Origin of the sequence: Longicatena caecimuris (genome assembly GCF_004341945.1) — a bacterium.
Taxonomy (GTDB): domain Bacteria; phylum Bacillota_I; class Bacilli_A; order Erysipelotrichales; family Erysipelotrichaceae; genus Longicatena; species Longicatena caecimuris.
This window is the reverse complement of the sequence record NZ_SMBP01000024.1, coordinates 31,549-50,611: the sequence shown is the minus strand read 5'-3', so window position 1 is coordinate 50,611 and position 19,063 is coordinate 31,549. Positions and strand designations below refer to the sequence as shown.

Sequence of the window (19,063 nt, the reverse complement as noted above, 5' to 3'; positions counted from 1 at the left end):
TATTTTCGCACATAAAAACCCGCATAAATACGGGCTCTGATTAACATTTGTTTTTTTGCTCCTAAAGAAACATGGTGCTAACTTCTAAAGACGGGAAAAATTTAATGTATTTTACCATCTTTTTCGCGAGAAACACTTGCGATTTGAAAAAAGTGTTGCTATAATGGTATAGCACTTACTTTGGACCCACCTGAGGTCTAAGGCGGAAGGAGAGTAAAATTATGAAAAAAGGAATTCACCCAGAATACCACCGTATCATGGTGAAATGTACTTCTTGTGGAGCTGAATTTGAAACAGGTTCAACAGCGAAAGAATTACGTGTTGATACTTGCTCAAACTGTCATCCATTCTTCACTGGTCGTCAGAGATTTGCTGCTGCCCAGGGACGTATCGAGAAGTTTAATAAGAAATACGGACTTAAATAAGAACACACATAAAAAAGAGGGTAACCTCTTTTTTTCTTTCATAGGGAAGCCTAGCCTTTCATAATTGAATGGCATTGAGGCAATTGTTTCCAATCAATAAACAGATGTTACATATTGAAAAAGTATTTGGGAAATATGATAATTTCTTATGTTTATTTCTACCATTTCCCACATAAATTCGTTATAATAGATACTGTTGTAATGAGGTGAAAAGATATGTATCAACAATATCGTGAAGGGTGGCTGGAAGTCATCAGTGGCTGTATGTTTGCAGGAAAAACAGAAGAATTGATTCGTAGAATCAAGGTGTTGGAATATGCTAAGAAAAAAATAGCTGTTTTTAAACCGAAGATTGATAATCGTTATAGTGAGGAATGCGTTGTATCACATGCCGGAAGCAGTGTAAAAAGCTTTAACATCAGTAAGGCAAGAGAAATTTTTGATTACATAGATGACAGTTATGATGTAATTGCTATTGATGAAGTACAGTTTTTCGATGAAGAAATTGTGCAGATTTGTGACTATTTTGCTGATCGTGGCAAGCGTGTCATGGCGGCTGGATTAGACATGGATTTTCGCGGTGTTCCATTTAGTGTTATGCCGGAATTATTCACGCACGCGGAATTTGTTACGAAACTGACTGCTGTTTGTACAAAGTGTGGAGCACCTGCTACACGGACACAGCGTTTGGTAAATGGTAAGCCTGCAAGCTATGATGATCCTATTATCGTTGTGGGAGCCAGTGAACAATATGAGGCTAGATGTCGTCATTGTCATGAGGTAGAAGGACGACCTCAAATACATGTAGAAATGAAGAAATAAGAAAAGATGAGCGTTTGATTAATTAATTTGATAACGTTCATCTTTTTAAATGTCTTTGTCATTTGACTTTTTTTGTTTTAGATAATTCATGATAAGAAATTTACGTTTTTCACTTGTTTGTGTCGTATATAAAAAGGAAGGAGGTCTAACTAATGGCACATATTGAGTGTGGCGTAGTTATGGGAGGAAATGACAGTGGATTTGGTATATTTATTTATCTTTCTACTAATATGGATTGAATATCTGCGTACTAGCAGATAATTGATTTATTGAAGCGTAAGATAGCCCCGCCGTGGTCCTTATCACACGAGCAGGTTTCCATTAGCCATTCTCTCATTGTCCTGAACTCCTTTAAGCGTCAAAAAGGGAACGACCACCATCGTTCCCTTTCCTTTGCCCGAAGGCATTGTCCTGATGACTATATTTTACTGATTTCCTATAGTTTGTCAAGATAAAGTAGTCGTATTTAAAAAAATGATTTCTTTTCTTCATCTTTACGTTTTTTATTCGCTCGTGTCGTATATAAAAAGGAAGGAGGTCTAACTAATGGCACATATTGAGTGTGGCGTAGTTATGGGAGGAAATGACAATGGATTTGGTATATTTATTTATCTTTCTACTGATATGGATCGAATATCTGCGCACTAGCAGATAATTGATTTATTGAAGCGTAAGATAGCCCCGCCGTGGTCCTTATCACACGAGCAGGTTTCCATTAGCCATTCTCTCATTGTCCTGAACTCCTTTAAACGTCAAAAAGGGAACGACCACGAATCGTTCCCTTTCCTTTGCCCGAGGGCATTGTCCTGATGACTATATTTTACTGATTTTCAATAATTTGTCAAGACAATAAAGGAGGGTTCAGAAAAAATAAGCTCTTTTCATATTCTTTACGTTTTTCACTCGTTTATGTCGTATATAAAAAGGAAGGAGGTCTAACTAATGGCACATATTGAGTGTGGCGTAGTTATGGGAGGAAATGACAGTGGATTTGGTATATTTATTTATCTTTCTGCTGATATGGATCGAATATCTGCGCACTAGCAGATAATTGATTTATCGAAGCGTAAGATAGCCCTGTTGCGGTCCTTATCACACATACAGGTTTCCATTAGCCATTCTCTCATTGTCCTGAACTCCTTTAAGCGTCAAAAAGGGAACGATTCGAGGTCGTTCCCTTTCCTTTGCCCGAAGGCATTGTCCTGATGACTATATTTTACTGATTTTCAATAGTTTGTCAAGATAAAGTAGTCGTATTTGAAAAATGATTTCCTTTCATCATCTTTACGTTTTTTACTCGCTCGTGTCGTATATAAAAAGGAAGGAGGTCTAACTTATGGCACATATTGAGTGTGGCGTAGTTATGGGAGGAAATGACAGTGGATTTGGTATATTTATTTATCTTTCTGCTAATATGGATTGAATATCTGCGTACTAGCAGATAATTGATTTATTGAAGTGTAAGATAGCCCTGTTGTGGTCCTTATCACACATACAGGTTTCCATTAGCCATTCTCTCATTGTCCTGAACTCCTTTAAACGTCAAAAAGGGAACGACCGAGAATCGTTCCCTTTCCTTTGCCCGAAGGCATTGTCCTGATGACTATATTTTACTGATTTTCAATAATTTGTCAAGATAATAAAGGTGGATTTAAAAGGTGGTTTTAGAAAAATAAACTCTTTTCATTTTCTTTATGTTTTTTACTCGCTCGTGTCGTATATAAAAAGGAAGGAGGTCTAACTAATGGCACATATTGAGTGTGGCGTAGTTATGGGAGGAAATGACAGTGGATTTGGTATATTTATTTATCTTTCTGCTGATATGGATCGAATACCTGCGTACTAGCAGATAATTGATTTATTGAAGCGTAAGATAGCCCTGCCGTGGTCCTTATCACACGTGTAGGTTTCCATTAGCCATTCTCTCATTGTCCTGAACTCCTTTCAACGTCAAAAAGGGAACGATTCTCGGTCGTTCCCTTTCCTTTGCCCGAAGGCATTGTCCTGATGACTATATTTTACTGATTTTTAATAATTTGTCAAGATGAAATCACATAGTGTTTTTTAGTAATAGCTTTATTTATTTTATTAAACATTCTCCATTACTTTCAATAACTGATTTATACCAGTAAAAAGATTTTTTTCGGATGCGCTGCATGGAGCCACTGCCATCATCCTGTTTATCAACATATACAAAACCATACCGTTTTTTCATCTCACCGCTGGAGGCACTAACTAAATCAATCGGTCCCCAAGCGGTATACCCCATCAGTTCAACACCATCTTCTTCTATTGCAGCTTTCATAGCAAGGATATGCTCACGCAAATAAGAAATACGTGCATCATCTTCAATCGTTCCATCAGCCTTTACCGTATCAATCGCGCCTAAGCCATTTTCTACAATGAACATTGGTTTTTGATAGCGATCATAGACGTGATTTAAAGTGATTCTTAAGCCTAATGGATCAATCGGCCAACCCCAATCGCTATAGGTCAGATAGGGATTCTTTGCGGAAGCAAACAAATTGCCTTCTGTTAGTTTTTCTGGTTCTTTCTGTCCGCTGACACAGCGACTGTTATAATAAGAAAAGGAAATAAAATCAACCGGATATTTCTTTAAAATCGCATTGTCATCATCTTCCATATGGGGCATGCAATGTTTTCTAGTTAATTCCTTTATCGCATAGGATGGATAAGCTCCACGTGCTTGGATATCAATGAAAAAGTAACTTTCTCGATCTTTCTTCAAAGCCTCAAAGACATCTTGTGGATGACAGCTATAAGGATAGACAGAACCTGCCGCAAACATGCAGCCAATCTGATTTTCTGGATCTATTTCATGTGCTAATTTTGTGGCTAGAGCGCTAGCTATCAATTCATGATGCGCAGCCTGATATTTAATACGCTCTTCATCATCTCCATCCTCAAAATATAAACCGGCACCTAGAAATGGAGCGTGTAAGATCATATTAATTTCATTAAAAGGCAGCCAATATTTTACGATACCTTTATAACGTGTGAATAAAACTTTGCATAAACGAAGATAAAAATCAATCATCTTACGGTTTTTCCATCCACCATAGGTTTGGATGAGATGCATAGGGCAATCAAAATGTACGATTGTCACAAGTGGTTCTATATGATACTTTTGGCATTCACGAAAGATGGCATCATAAAACTGCAAACCTTCTTCATTTGGTTCTTCTTCATCCCCATTGGGAAAGATACGTGTCCAGGCAATGCTCATGCGATATACCTTGAACCCCATTTCTGCCATGAGGGCGATATCTTCTTTATAATGATGATAGAAATCAACACTGTCATGTGATGGATAGTGATGGTGTTCATCACAGGTAAAGGTTTTAAGATGACTACAAATAATAGCGGAACGATCACTTCCTGAAGGACAGATATCAACATTTGCTAAGCCTCTGCCACCTTCCTGATATCCACCTTCAAATTGATTTGCGGCGGTTGCCCCTCCCCATAAGAACTGTTTAGGAAAGCTCATACACATACCTCTATTTTACGATATGCAGGAAGTCTTCTCCTGCATGTATCGTGTCTTTCGCAACATCCAGTACATCTAAATACTGAGCAGAGTTGGTAATGACAACTGGTGTTTCCAGACAGAAACCTTTCTCTTTTACAAATGCTAGATCCACATTTACTAATGGTTGTCCTTGTTCTACATGATCACCTTGTTTCACAAGTGCTGTAAAGCCTTCCCCATTGAGCTGTACGGTATCTAATCCAATATGAATTAGTACTTCTATTCCATCATCCGATGTAATGCCGATGGCATGACGTGAAGGGAATAAAGTAGAAATCGTTCCGCTGATTGGCGCATGAAAACATCCATCTGTCGGTAAAATAGCACAGCCTTTTCCAAGAATTTCACTGGCAAAAGCATCATCCTGTACATCACATAACGTAATGATCTTACCATCAACAGGTGCTGTCAGCATGGTTTTCTTTACTAAAGGTTTTTCCATTTCCGTTGCTGTTTGTGTTTCTATCGCAGAAGTATTTGTTTTTTCAGCTTTATCTTTAAAGCTAATCATTGTGATTATAAAGGCGATGACCATCGTTAACAGGATACCGGCAATCGCAACCGTAAGATTGCCCATACTACCATCAGGCTCTATCATAGCAGGCAATTCAAAGATGCCCATGCCACCCATAGAGAACTTACGGAAGTTACAGAAGCCATAGAAACCGCCGCCGATACCTCCGGCAATACAGCTGATGATAAATGGTTTTTTCAAAGGTAATAAAATACCATAAATAGCAGGCTCAGTAACACCGAAGATGCCAGAAATAAAGTTAGGAATGCACATTTCTTTTAACTTTTTATCTTTTGTTTTTAAGAAGATAGCTAAAACAACGGCAGAAGTCGCAAAGGTACAAGCGAAGAAAGGCATCATGACCGCATCAAAGCCATTGGTCATAATATTATTGATATATACTGGAATAAAGCCCCAATGTAAACCGAAGATGACAAGAATCTGCCAAGTTAAGCCAACCACAGCACCTGCCAACATTGGAGAGAAATCACGAATCGCAATAACGGTTTCGGCTATGATCTTAGAACCAAAGGTAGCAACAGGTCCGATTAATAAGAAACCAATTGGTAAAGCAACAAGCAATGTCAACATTGGCACAAAGAAGAATTTAACCAGATCTGGAATCCATTTGTTAAATAGTTTTTCACATTTACTAGCAAAGTAAACGATAAAGATGACTGGAATAACGGTAGAAGTATAATCCATGGAAATCAAAGGAATGCCAAAGAAATCAATATAGACAGGAGAAGCAAACATCGTTCCCTCAAACAGGGTATACATAGGCTCTCCCAAGGTTGATACGGCACTGCTTTGAATAGCCGGATAACACATGATCGCACCGATTGTTAAACCAACCATTGGCTTTAAGCCAAATTTCTTTGATGCAGTGTAACCAAGATATAGCGGCAGGAAGGTAAACATCGCATCCCCAATTGCATTGATGATCATATAGCCACCGCAAGTATCGCTATACAAATGCAAAGATACAAAAAGGATATTTAAGCCTTTGATCATACCACAGGCAGCCATGATACCAAGGATTGGCTGGAAGATACCGGAGATGATATCCACAAAACGATCTAATAATTTTTCCTTTTTGCCATCGCTTTGTGTTGCCATATTGTCCATATCACCAAGATGCAATAAAGGCAGGACCTGCGCATAAACATCCGCAACTGCATTGCCAATGACAACCTGATATTGTCCACCGCTTTTCATGACGGTCACAACACCATCCAGATTCTTTAAGACTTCATCCTTGGCGATGGATTCATCTTTTAGTTTGAAGCGTAAACGAGTGATACAGTGTGTGAGGCTGATGACATTGTCACTGCCTCCGATGTTTTTCACAATTTCTTGTGCAAGTGTTTCGTAAGTAGCCATTTTAAAGTCCTCCATTTCTTCATTTTAATGAAATACACGAAACGAAGGTCAAGCCAACTCAATGTAACTATCCTTCTTAAATGCTGCTTAGCTGTCGCTTGTAACGACTTATATCAAACTCAGCTTTTCTGAGTAGATACCTGAACAATACGTGAGATATGAATGCTTAAATATAAGATTTCTTCCTCACTTAAGGTATAAGCATATTTTTTTGTTAGAAAGGCACTGATTTTATTCACACAGGCATAAGCCTTCGGATATTTTTGAATGATGACATCCAATAAGCCATCGACTTCTTGCCCGGTAAAGGTTTTGTGGGAAAAGACACGTTCGGCAAAGAATTTCAAATGGGAAATAAAGCGATCATAATAGATAGAATCCGTATTGATATCAATCGCAAAATCAATGCGAACGATACGTTCGATTTCCTGCATGAGTACCGTGATCTCTTTTACCGTCTTCGTTTGCAGATTCAACTGCGCATTTACGATATGCAGGGCAATAAAGCCTGCTTCATCTTCGCTCAATGCAACATGAAAGCGTTCTTGCACCGCTTTTACTGCATAGCGGCCGACTTCATATTCATCCCGATAGAACTTTTGAATATCCCACAAGAGAACATTCTTCACATCGACGCCCTGTTTCTTACGTTCTACTGCCATATAAATATGGTCACATAAAGCAAGAATGGCATTTTCATTCATTGCCTCATTCACATGGATCTTTGCATAATTTACAATTTCTTCAGCTAATTCCACATGCTCCATCGGAATCGTTTCACACAGCTCCAACAATTTCTGATTCGCTTTCTTATCCGCTAAGGCAAATACTTTTTCAATCTTTGCTTCATCCACTTCACTGCCTGCCTGCATCTGAAAGCCTAATCCTTTCCCTGTAAGAATTTTTTCATCTGTCCCATCAATCGCAATCACAACATTGTTGTTTAAGCGCTTCTTAAATATCATCTATGCCATCCTCCTAACAAAAAAGACCCATATAAGAAACCATATGCATGAAAGCATATACGTTAATTTATACAGGTCGAGCTTGTCTTTCAACAATAACTATCCTTGTTTGCGGTTTCATTATAACAAGCCTTTTTTTAGATGTCAACGCTTTCATGATGATTTTTTGTTTGATATGCAGGTGTGTCGTGCTTTTATAAGCAGCGATTATTTGAACGATAGTTTCATTTTTCTATTGAATCATTTGTATGCTCATCTCATTTTTTCTAAGCGTTGCTTATCATCATATCATGTTATAAGCACCTGTTTACTGTCAGCCTTTTCTATGATGTATTCCCTTCATTAAAATTCGTTTCTCTTATCCTTTAATACAGGGTGTACCACCTTCATCAACATTAACTTTTCTTATCTTTTTCCACACAGTAAAACCTTATATTACTCTATAAGAATTGCTTTTCATTTTTTACTTTCAATGGTATAGTATATAAGGATATTTGCGCATATAAAGGCAACAATAGAAAAGACGCAAAACAAGGAGGTTTGTTTATGAGCATTATGATCGAGCGACTGGAAGGTATGGTCAACCGGTATCATGAGATTACAGAACTGATGATGCAGCCGGATATTGTCTCTGACAGCAGAGAATTGGCAAAGCTGGGAAGAGAGCAAGCAGACTTAACACAGGTCGTTGAAACCTATCAGGATTATAAACACAGTATGGAAGCCTTAGAAGAGGCAAAAGAACTGTTAAAGGAAGAAGATAAAGAAATTAAAGAAATGGCGAAGATGGAAATTGAGGAATTAGAGCCGAAGATTGAAGAATATTTAGGAAAACTGGAGATTCTTTTGATTCCTAAAGATCCAAATGATTCGCACAATGCCATTGTGGAAATCCGTGGAGCTGCCGGTGGCGATGAGGGCAATATCTTTGCGGGTGATTTGTATCGTATGTATAGCAAGTATGCGGAAAGTCAGGGCTGGAAGATTGAAATTGTTGAAATGGATGATAGTGAAGCCGGTGGTTTCTCTTTGGTATCCTTCATGGTGAAGGGTGATGGTGTGTATGGCAAGCTGAAATTTGAATCTGGCAGTCATCGCGTACAACGTGTGCCAAAGACAGAAAGCCAGGGACGTATCCATACTTCTACAGCAACGGTTTTAGTTACACCGGAGATTGAGGCTGAAGATTTTGATATTGATATGAATGATTTGGAAATTGAAACGATGCGTTCCAGTGGTGCCGGTGGACAGCATATCAATAAGACAGATTCCGCTGTTCGTATCGTGCATAAACCTACCGGTATTACGGTAAAATGTCAGGATGGACGTTCACAGCATGAAAACCGCGCAACTGCTTTGATGACGATTCGTTCTCGTGTGTATGAGGAACATCAGCGCAAGCTGGAAGAAGAGCAGGGCATGGAGCGTAGAAGCAAGATTGGTACCGGAGATCGTGCAGAGAAGATTCGTACGTATAACTATCCACAAAACCGTGTGACCGATCATCGTATTGGTTATACCGTGAATCAGTTGGATCGCATCATGGAAGGCAAGATGCAGGATTTATTAGATGCCTTAACAAGTGCTGATCAACAAGCAAAACTGGCAGGTAATAACGAATGAGTACGTATCGTGAGCTGTTAAAAGATGCCAACAGACGCATGGAAGAGGCCGATCGTGGGGAGCAGGCAGCCTTATTGTATTTGTTGGAACTTACCAATATGGAGGCCCATAACCTTTATATGGAATATGAGCAGGAAGTACCTGCCGATATAGCCGAACAATTTGAACAGGGCTTATGTCGTCTGATTAAAGGAGAACCTTTAGGGCATGTTTTAGGTTTTGAATGGTTTTATGGCTATCGTTTCAAAGTCAATGAAGACGTATTGATTCCCAGACCGGAAACCGAAGAATTGGTGGCGAATGTATTAGCTGCTTATGATGAAGTATTTGATGGTAAACAGGTAACGGTCGCAGATATCGGTACCGGTAGTGGAGCAATCGCGATTTCCTTGAAAAAGGAAGAAGATAGATTGCATATGTTGGCAACGGATATCAGTGAAAAAGCCGTTATGGTTGCCAAAGAAAATGCCGCTGCCAATGAGGCAACCGTGTGCTTCATGGTAGGGGATATGCTGCAGCCTTTGATCGAACGCAATATTAAGCTGGATATCTTAATTTCCAATCCGCCATATATTCCCAATGAGGAAGTGATGGAGGAGAGTGTTGTTGATTATGAGCCACATGTCGCATTGTTTGGTGGTGAAGACGGTTTAAAATTCTATCGTATCATCTTTGAGAATGCGCGTAAGGTATTAAATGAAAAAGCTTTTATGGCTTTTGAAATGGGCTATGATCAAAAAGAAAGACTGACAGCATTGGCAAAAGAATATTTTCCGGAAGCTAAGATTGAAGTCTTACAGGATATGAGTGGAAAAAATCGCATGTTATTTATTTATCTGCATACGGATGCGTCTTAAGCGTATCCGTTTTCCTTTTCTAGATGAAGACAGCTTAAAAGATCTTACGAATTGTCCTTGATAAAAGAAGGGTTTATAATTAATGTGCTATGATTTCCAACCGAAAGAAAAAGCGGGTAAAACAGGTGTATGTATTTTATTTGAGCATTTAGAAAAAGAAAAACACGCAACCTTTTCCTTTGTATCAAATAGGAAAAGGGGTAAGGGGTTACTTACAGATTATATGAAATAACATGAAATATTGCTGTTCAATGGATAGAAAATATTTTATAATATACCACGTAAATATGTATTTGCTTTATATATGAAGGAAGGAATGTTTATGTACCATCAGAAAACATATTTGTATGGAAAAGAGCGCTGGATAAGTTTTGGATTCTTATGTATAAGTACCTTGATTATTTTGCTGGCAGCTTTTCTGACAAATCAAATCGTGTCAAGAAGTATCTTGCTGGTGATGTCCTTATTGAATCTTTTATTAGCAGGTATGGTATTAAAAATGAATTTGCGTAGGAAACGTATTCAGAAAGAATTTATATATGAACTAGATAAAGATATTCGTAGTAAAGAGGTATTATGTCCTTCATGTGGGGCTAAGATCGGGGCAAGTGGCATTTGCCCTAAATGCGGATATTGTCGAAAGAATTAGGAGGAAACAGGATGGCAGATGTTATCGTTATCGGCGGAGGTCATGCGGGTGTTGAGGCCGCATTAGCTTGTGCTCGTTTACAGAAAGAAACAATCTTATACTCCATGCACATAGATATGATTGCATCTATGCCATGCAATCCAAGTGTTGGAGGACCTGCAAAAGGAATTGTTGTAAGAGAAATTGATGCGCTTGGCGGTGAAATGGGCAAAGCGGCAGATGCAACAGCGTTGCAGTTTAAGATGCTAAATACCACAAAAGGCCCAGGTGTGCAGTGTTTACGTGTACAATCGGATAAATTGGCTTATAAGGCCTATATGCAGAAAGTACTGTTAGCGCAGGAACATCTGGAAGTAAGAGAAATGTGCGTTGAAAAAGTCATTGCAGAAGATGGTGTCGTAAAAGGCGTTTTGCAGGCTGATGGACATATGGAAGAATGTAAGGCATTGATCATGACGACCGGTACATTCATGTCAAGCAATATACTGGTTGGTCATACCTCTACACCAAGTGGACCGGATGGAGAACCAACAACGAATAACTTATCTCAAAGCCTGCGTGATTTAGGTATTCGTACTTTCCGTTTAAAGACAGGTACACCGGCACGTGTTTTAACAAGCTCTATTGATTTTTCTAAAACAGAAGTACAACCTGGTACGGATGCCTTTCTTTGTTTCTCTCATGAAACAACAAACATTAGACCTTTTAAAGAACAGGCATTATGTTATTTAACCTATACCTCCCCTGAAACCCATCGTATCATTAATGAAAATCTAGAACGTTCTGCCATGTATTCCGGTTTGGTAAAGGGAGTAGGACCTCGCTATTGTCCAAGCATTGAAGATAAATTGGTGCGCTTTGCGGATAAACAACGACATCAGATATTCCTTGAGCCAGAAAGTGAATCCTTGGATACTACCTATGTACAAGGCTTTTCAACCTCTATGCCACATGATGTACAGGAAGCTATGCTGCATAGCTTACCAGGATTGGAAAATTGTGTCATTAAAAAATATGCGTATGCGATTGAATATGATGCAATCGATCCTTTACAGTGTAAACCAACCTTAGAAAACAAGCGGATTGCTAATTTGTATACTGCAGGACAAATCAATGGAACCAGCGGCTATGAAGAAGCAGCTGCCCAAGGGTTACTAGCAGGCATAAATGCAGTCTTAAAACTGGATGGCAAAGAACCTTTTATCTTGCGTCGTGATGAGGCATATATTGGGGTAATGATTGATGATTTGGTTACCAAAGGGACAAAAGAACCTTATCGTCTATTAACATCGAGAGCAGAATATCGTTTGTTGCTGCGTCATGATAATGCAGATTTACGTTTAACACCTTATGGTCATACAATAGGCTTGATTTCAGATGCACGTTATGAAAACTTTAAAGGAAAAGAACAACAGATCATTGACTGTCTGGAATATTTAGATACCGTTCGCTTTACACCGAAATCTACTGTAAATACGTATATGCAGGAATTGGGCTATGAGCCTTTAAAGGAAGGCATTAGCGCAAAAACCTTATTAAAACGTCCGAAAGTGACAATGGAAGGTTTAGCACCTTATTTAGAAAAAACCTTTGCGCCAGCCATTGCGCAGCAAGTAGAAATAGAAATAAAATATGAAGGTTATATTCAAAAAGCGAAACGTGACGCAGCTCATTTGCGACAAATGGATGCCGTCCGTTTGCCGGAACATATAGATTATCAGCAGATTCAGCATTTATCATTAGAAGCGCGACAAAAATTAAATGAAGTGCAGCCAATGACAATGGGGCAGGCTTCTCGTATCTCCGGTGTCAATCCGGCAGATATTGCCGTTTTAGCTGTTTATCTTGAACAATTAAAGCGTGAAGATCATAAAAATGAATCATGATATGTTTATTTATCTACAAGATAAAAGGTGCTTAGCATAAAAAAAGATAATGTATAAAGAGGTAAAAAATGAAACTATTATTTAAACAACGGATCTTCAGCTGGTTTGATAGCTATGATATTTATGATGAAGAACAACAGCCACGCTATCATGTGAAGGGGGTTATGTCACTTGGACATCGCCTACAAATTTATGACAGAGATGGTAATATGCTAGGCGAAATCAAAGAAAAAGCATTTAGCTTTCTGCCTAAATTTACTATGTATATCGACGGCGAAGAAGTTGGTACTATCCAAAAAGAATTAACCTTTTTACGGCCTAAATTTCATTTAACCTGTAATGATTGGGAAGTAGATGGAAACGTCATGGAATGGGATTATGCTGTTGTCAGCCAGAGTGGGCATATTATGGATGTTCATAAAGAGCTGTTTCAACTTTCTGATACATATACAATGGATATCGTACATGAAAAGGACGCATTACTCTGCCTGATGATTGTATTGGCAATTGATGCGGCGAAATGTTCACAAGGTGAATAGCATCCAAATAAAAGGCTTTACAGATACGTCAAAGCTCTAACATAAAAGATATTGTTTTAATAGGTAGCTACTCATAAAACAATATCAACCAACAAACAGAAAGCGAGTAGCTGTTGTATAGGATGTGAAGAAAGACGAGTAAGAAGCAATTGCTTTTTGCCCGTCTTTTTTTGTCTGTTTCCAATAGGAACGTTTACAACAAACGCCCATGCGGCATAAAACTACATAGGCGTTTGAATAATGTGATTTATATAAGTATGTATAATGTATGGATAAGCATGGGTAAAATTCCGTCATATGGATTCAGCTTTTTTATGAATTCCATAACGTTTGCATGATGGTAATTAACATAATAAAACCTCTTCCAAAAGAGAAAAACCGAATTTTGTCCTTTCTGGCCTTATTGCGTGATTACAGATAGGACACAGGATCCAATGATACATATCTAAATCCCTATTTTTTTTGCACAATGTTATGCAATCTGCTATCTACGATAAATTTCTTTTTTCGTGGATCACCCTCTGCCCGATATATCATCAGCTTTTTCAAATCAAAGATGGAACTCCAGACAGTTTCAAAATCTGGTTCATCATATTGACACATGAACCCGAAATTGCCTCTTAAAAGCTGTTGAGTCGCTTCTATCAGATTTCCTTTTATGTGGGTGCTGAAATTTTCCATAACCGTACGATAGCGTTTTGCAGATTGATAATCGTTTCCCTTAGCTGCGTCGTGTTGCTTCATTTCATCAGATGTAAAGCTATTAACAGTACACACAATTTTAGCATCATCGATGCTTACCGCTTCACGGATTCTTTTTTCATACGGTGTACATTCGACAACAAGCATTTCTCCACTCTTGTCTGCGATAAGAATATTACAGTTAGATGCTATCGGCAGTTTCATCAGCAGAAACAGTGCATTTTCTGTGCTATTCGCTTTTTCAAGCAAGTACCTTACGACAAAACAGGAATTAAAACCCGCTTGTATGTTTTTCAGACTAGTCATAACAAAAGTCATTGCTACGGCCAATCCATGTTCATTCACCCCTTCTTCTCCGTTAATGAAAGAAGAAGTTGTTATATTAAATCTATTCCCATTTAACGGGGAATAGATTTCACTTTTACTCCCTTTTTTCAAATATGGTGGTAAATCATTATTTCTTCCATAGATTATGTTGTTGTTTTTGGAATAGGCAAAGGCTGTACACCCCCTGATTTCTACGGGGATATTATCTTCCAGGTTATACATACAGCAGCCCATGCATAACATCCATGATACAAAGGGTAGATAACTTACCCCGATGGTATCACTGACGCCCTTTATTTCTTCACATACTTCAGGAAAATACTCTTTCAATATCCGTTCGCTTTTTCTTCCATGCTCAAGTTGAAAATCATCAAGATGCAGAGGAAATGTGATATTGCTTTTTTGAAAAATTTTTCCTCTTTTAACGCCCATTTGATAATGGTCGCCTTTCAATCGTAAATGATACATATTTCATCCTCCTAATCTTTTTTTATGGCAATCCACACTTCAGAATGACCTCTTGACGGTGTTTCTTTGGTAATAGGATATACTTCTATGTCTGGAAGTCCAGCATATGCATATCCTGAAAACGGCAGCCATTCTGTATAAAATCTTCGAAAAATGTCCTGCACATTTTCTTTAAAATCTCCTTTGTTCTCAAAGACAGCCCATACAGCAGCCGGAATTTCAAATGCAAACATACCGGATGGGACAGGTTCTTTCGTGGCTGCTGCAATATAATAAAATATCTTTTTGGGATTTTCATAAACACTAACGCCTAATATTCCTTCGGGAGATTGATTTGATAAATCACATATTTCGGAAAATAAACTGCTCTTTAAAGCAGACTTCCAAAATTTTGGAATTATTCTTTGATTTTCCTCCATGTCCTCACTTAACGCAATACGAACACCTACCATACGCATGGCTTGTTTTTGTGTAATATGATAGGACATAGCAGTTTCTCCTGAAACTTGAACGGAAAAGCGAATTGCTGGATAAGCATTGAATGTATTTCCTATGCTGCGCGCAGCTGCGGGTGTGATATTATGGACGCTCTGAAATGCCCTATTAAATGAAGTCGGAGAAGCGTATCCATATTTTAAGGCAATATCAATTACTTTCGCGCCTGTCCGTTGTAAATCAAACGCTGCCTGTGTCATTTTTCTGCGCCGAATATATTCAGACAGTGAAACACCTGCCACATAAGAGAAAACCCGTTGAAAGTAAAAGGTTGAACAACAGGCGATTTTTGCAGCTTCGTCATAGGATATATCACCGTCTAAATGGTTTTCTATATAATCTATGGCTGCGCTTAGCTTTCTCAACCATTCCATTTTGTGTGCCTCCTTCTATATAATCATAGCTTCTCATTACTTATTATTCCTCGCTTTTGATGCGCTCTTTTGTAAACTTATATATAGTGTAGATGAATAAAAATTTTGGTGCAAATTTTCTTTATCTATTTTGGCATTTTACAATTACCATCGTATTTAAAATCGAGAACTATCTGACAACAGATTTCTAAATGCTCTTTTTAATGATGAGCATAAGCAGGAATAACTGTGGGAAGACTTCCCACCTCTTTACTAACGAGTGCAAAATGAAAACGGCATAACCTGTAAGTTACGCCGTTTCCTGAAAATAATTTTGATCATACTGTATTATTGAGCCGTCTTAGGCAGCTTTTTTATGTTATATGAGTTTAATCATCATCTCTTTCACTGGTCCATTTTAAGAAAGTTCCGGTTTTCGCATCAATTTCAAAATCATATTCTATTTGTTTATACTTGATTTCTCCTTCATATACCTGTTTGCCATCTTCATCATCTAAGGATAAGTGAATGTTTTTACTGGTTGCGCCAGGCACTTTCTGCAATGCGATAGAGCGAGCTTTCGCTAATGAGATAATAGAAGTAGATGGTGTATGGTGTTTCTTTTCTTCCACATCAATATCATACTGGATAATCTTTCCGTTACTGCGGGCAATGTCATAGTCATATTCGGTATTACCAACGTAGAATTCAACGGAATACACCTTAATGCCATCTTCACGTTCTTTTTTTACTTTCAACAATTGCGTGTTGTTTTCAGTGACCTTGGCATGCGCCAAAGCAATTGCTTTCGCTTTTTCCGCACTGATTTCTTTTGTGGAATCCGATGTATTTGGCTGTGAGGATGCATGGTTATCAGTAGACTCGGTTGCCTTTGTTTGAACATTGTTTTGTGAATTCTGTGTATTCTTGTCTGCTGTTTTATTATCTTCCGTCGTCTTTTTCTTATCGTCGTCTTTCATGTTGTTGGAAATGGATGAAGATAGAATTTCTCCTTTTTCTTGCGTAATCGTATAATCATATTCCTTTGTTTTTGTTTCAAATTCAATATCATATACCGCTTTGCCCTTCTTTGTTTCTTTTTCCACATGAATTTTGGTAAGCTCTGCCTCTTTTACCTTTGCATGTTCCAGCGCAATCGCTTTTGCCTTTGCTTCCCCAATGTCACTTGCGGCTGAGGATGGAGTTACGGCACTGCCACAGCCAGCTAAGATAATGGCACTGAGAAGAGTTGTCAGATATAATTGTTTTTTCATAATCGTTTCCTCCTATGCGATTCCTTCTTTACACATACACAGTACCATGGAAAGATTAAAGGAAGATTAAAGCTTTTCATCTTTTTTTAAAACGGGTAAAGTGAAAATGAAGGTTGTACCTTTTCCATAGCAGCTCTTCACATCACATAAACCACCATGCGCTTCAATAATCCATTTTACCATAGATAATCCTAAGCCACTGCTAGTGCTGTTGTTTCTGGCACTGTCACAGCGATAGAACCGATTCCATATATAAGGAAGCTGTTCTTCTGTTATGCCGATTCCATCATCATCCACAATAATCTGCACATGATCTTCCATAAGTTTTACCTGTAGGAAAAGATGTCCTTGCTCCTTACCATATTGAATTGCATTATGTAACACGTTCATCCAGAAACGAATTAACAATGTCTGATCACCATAGACCATGATGTTGTTCTGTATGTCACTTGTTACCTGTATCTGTTTCTTTTCTGCCTGTAGCTGTATTTCTTCAATGGCATAAGCACTTAATTCACTAAAGTTCAGTGGTTCCATCGTCAACTGGGCATTACCCATATCGGCTCTCGACAACAATAACAACTGGGAGATGATATTACGCATGGCAATGGCTTTTTGTTGGATGACTTTTAACTCTTTGGCGGATGCTTCATCCTTCTGTTTCTCATGTAACAGCTGTTCACATTGCATTAGGATAGTTGTTAATGGTGTTCTTAATTCATGTGAAACATCACTGGTAAATTGCTGTTCTCGTTGTAAACTGTCTTCCATCTGCGCTAACAGTTTATCAAAGGTTTCAGCCATCTCATAGATTTCATCTTTTCCTTTTCCTAAAGCCACGCGTTTCGTCAGATTTTGTCCTTTTAAAATGGTCTGGACTCTTTGGGTAATGGTCGCAACCGGTGACAATGCTTTTTTCGCAAGAAAATAACCGGCAATTGAGCTGACGAGTACAAACAAAGGCAGTAACAGTAAGCTCAAACGCAGGGTAGCATAAACGTTTTCCTGTGCATCACTGATGGATATGATACCGCGCACCATCAAAGAAGGGGCACTCTTTTTTACCTGATACTGCATATCTAACACATAAAACTTAGTCTGATTGCTTTTAATCTTGCGCACCTGTCCATCCGCAAAAGGAAGATCATACGCAAAGCCATAAGGAACTCGCCCATACACCAATTCCTGCGTTTTTGCATCATATACAGAAAGATAGACACCATCTTCTAATTCTAATATATCATTATCAAAATGATAGCTGTCATGCTTATAGTCGATGTTATCAAAACTAGATGATACATGTTCTTCTAAAGTTGCTTTGGTATGGGAAAGAATCTCTTGGGAGCTGTATGTGAAGAATAGCCCTATGATAAAGATGATCAAAAGCATCATCAATGAGCTGTACAATACTGTCAGTTTGGCTTTAATAGATAATCGTTTCATACGTCCACCTTCAAAACATAGCCAACACCGCGAATCGTATGCAGCAGCTTATGCGTATGCCCTTCATCGATTTTCTTACGCAGATAACGGATATAAACATCAATGACATTCGATTCTCCGCTGTAATCATAATTCCAGATATGCTGTTCCAGTTTTTCTCGGCTTAAGACAATACCGGTATTTTGCATCATATAACGTAATAATGAGAATTCCTTTGCGGAGAGATGAATTTCCTTATCAGCACGTAACACTTTATGAGTATTTGGATATAAGACTAAATCATCTACCTGATAAAAACCGGTGTGCTGATTGGATGGTTTGCGTAATAAAACACGGATTCGTGCCAAAAGTTCATCAAAGGCAAATGGCTTTACAAGGTAATCATCTGCTCCGGCATCCAATCCTTTAACTCTATCCTGAATGCTGTCTTTTGCTGTCAACATCAAAACCGGCACTTGCTTGCCATTAGCTCGCAAGGTTTGTAAAACCTCTAAACCATCTACGATGGGCATCATGATATCCAGTATGACAACATCATATTCCATGACTTGTAAAAATGCTAAGGCTTCTTCACCATTTAGGCAAGCATCAACACTGTATTGTTCTTCCCGTAATCGTTCACATACGATACGATTTAGTTCTTTTTCATCTTCGGCTAAAAGAATACGCATATAATCACCTCATCTTCTATGTTCATTTTAGCATATTCCTTGTAATGGGGTATAGGAAATGCCAATAGGGAAAGAAAAACCAGTAGCAGACAGGGATTCAGACCATTGTCAACT

At 38.4% G+C, this 19,063-nt stretch carries 15 protein-coding genes; 7 read left to right on the top strand and 8 right to left on the bottom strand.

Annotation, left to right across the window (positions count from 1 at the left end; genetic code table 11):
- Positions 1 to 221 precede the first annotated feature (221 nt).
- On the top strand, positions 222 to 425 hold the full coding sequence (gene rpmE, locus EDD61_RS11975; protein ID WP_008691228.1) for a 50S ribosomal protein L31: 204 nt from the start codon (positions 222 to 224) through the stop codon (positions 423 to 425).
- A 216-nt stretch (positions 426 to 641) separates the two neighbouring features.
- Positions 642 to 1,247 (top strand): thymidine kinase, encoded by a 606-nt coding sequence (locus tag EDD61_RS11970; RefSeq protein WP_008691231.1) that lies wholly within the window; start codon positions 642 to 644, stop codon positions 1,245 to 1,247.
- A 2,080-nt stretch (positions 1,248 to 3,327) separates the two neighbouring features.
- On the opposite strand, the gene EDD61_RS11965 is transcribed toward EDD61_RS11970, so the two are convergent.
- The 3 genes from EDD61_RS11965 to licT form a co-directional block, all read right to left on the bottom strand.
- Positions 3,328 to 4,758, bottom strand: coding sequence for a 6-phospho-beta-glucosidase (locus EDD61_RS11965; protein WP_132225580.1), 1,431 nt, complete (start codon positions 4,756 to 4,758; stop codon positions 3,328 to 3,330).
- Between the two features lie 10 nt (positions 4,759 to 4,768).
- Positions 4,769 to 6,697 carry a beta-glucoside-specific PTS transporter subunit IIABC gene (locus EDD61_RS11960; protein WP_132225578.1) on the bottom strand — a complete coding sequence of 643 codons (1,929 nt, stop codon included), beginning with the start codon at positions 6,695 to 6,697 and terminating at the stop codon, positions 4,769 to 4,771.
- A gap of 119 nt (positions 6,698 to 6,816) precedes the next feature.
- Complete coding sequence (gene licT, locus EDD61_RS11955; protein ID WP_132225576.1) at positions 6,817 to 7,662, bottom strand: BglG family transcription antiterminator LicT; 846 nt, start codon at positions 7,660 to 7,662, stop codon at positions 6,817 to 6,819.
- 546 nt (positions 7,663 to 8,208) lie between these two features.
- Between licT and prfA the strand changes: the two genes are divergently transcribed.
- The 5 genes from prfA to EDD61_RS11930 all read left to right on the top strand — a co-directional run bounded on the left by prfA (position 8,209) and on the right by EDD61_RS11930 (position 13,216).
- Positions 8,209 to 9,285: a peptide chain release factor 1 gene (gene prfA / locus EDD61_RS11950; RefSeq protein WP_008691238.1), complete on the top strand. Its 1,077-nt coding sequence runs from the start codon at positions 8,209 to 8,211 to the stop codon at positions 9,283 to 9,285.
- Positions 9,282 to 10,142 carry a peptide chain release factor N(5)-glutamine methyltransferase gene (gene prmC / locus EDD61_RS11945; protein ID WP_132225574.1) on the top strand — a complete coding sequence of 287 codons (861 nt, stop codon included), beginning with the start codon at positions 9,282 to 9,284 and terminating at the stop codon, positions 10,140 to 10,142. The genes prfA and prmC overlap by 4 nt, the downstream gene beginning before the upstream one ends.
- Before the next feature lie 322 nt (positions 10,143 to 10,464).
- Positions 10,465 to 10,791: a hypothetical protein gene (locus EDD61_RS11940; RefSeq protein WP_008691243.1), complete on the top strand. Its 327-nt coding sequence runs from the start codon at positions 10,465 to 10,467 to the stop codon at positions 10,789 to 10,791.
- Between the two features lie 11 nt (positions 10,792 to 10,802).
- Positions 10,803 to 12,677 carry a tRNA uridine-5-carboxymethylaminomethyl(34) synthesis enzyme MnmG gene (gene mnmG / locus EDD61_RS11935; RefSeq protein ID WP_132225572.1) on the top strand — a complete coding sequence of 625 codons (1,875 nt, stop codon included), beginning with the start codon at positions 10,803 to 10,805 and terminating at the stop codon, positions 12,675 to 12,677.
- A 68-nt stretch (positions 12,678 to 12,745) separates the two neighbouring features.
- Positions 12,746 to 13,216, top strand: a complete 471-nt coding sequence (locus tag EDD61_RS11930) for an LURP-one-related/scramblase family protein (RefSeq protein ID WP_008691246.1) — start codon at positions 12,746 to 12,748, stop codon at positions 13,214 to 13,216.
- A gap of 453 nt (positions 13,217 to 13,669) precedes the next feature.
- On the opposite strand, the gene EDD61_RS11925 is transcribed toward EDD61_RS11930, so the two are convergent.
- The 5 genes from EDD61_RS11925 to EDD61_RS11905 all read right to left on the bottom strand — a co-directional run bounded on the left by EDD61_RS11925 (position 13,670) and on the right by EDD61_RS11905 (position 18,949).
- Entirely contained in the window at positions 13,670 to 14,713 is a 1,044-nt protein-coding gene (locus EDD61_RS11925) for a C45 family autoproteolytic acyltransferase/hydrolase (protein ID WP_117547675.1), read from the bottom strand.
- A gap of 11 nt (positions 14,714 to 14,724) precedes the next feature.
- Positions 14,725 to 15,582 (bottom strand): AraC family transcriptional regulator, encoded by an 858-nt coding sequence (locus EDD61_RS11920; protein WP_132225570.1) that lies wholly within the window; start codon positions 15,580 to 15,582, stop codon positions 14,725 to 14,727.
- Between the two features lie 368 nt (positions 15,583 to 15,950).
- Positions 15,951 to 16,835, bottom strand: coding sequence for a PepSY domain-containing protein (locus tag EDD61_RS11915; RefSeq protein ID WP_132225568.1), 885 nt, complete (start codon positions 16,833 to 16,835; stop codon positions 15,951 to 15,953).
- Positions 16,836 to 16,901: 66 nt separating this feature from the next.
- On the bottom strand, positions 16,902 to 18,278 hold the full coding sequence (locus EDD61_RS11910) for a sensor histidine kinase (protein ID WP_132225566.1): 1,377 nt from the start codon (positions 18,276 to 18,278) through the stop codon (positions 16,902 to 16,904).
- Complete coding sequence (locus EDD61_RS11905) at positions 18,275 to 18,949, bottom strand: response regulator transcription factor (protein ID WP_132225564.1); 675 nt, start codon at positions 18,947 to 18,949, stop codon at positions 18,275 to 18,277. Before EDD61_RS11905 ends, EDD61_RS11910 begins: the two co-directional genes overlap by 4 nt.
- Between the last annotated feature and the right edge of the window lie 114 nt (positions 18,950 to 19,063).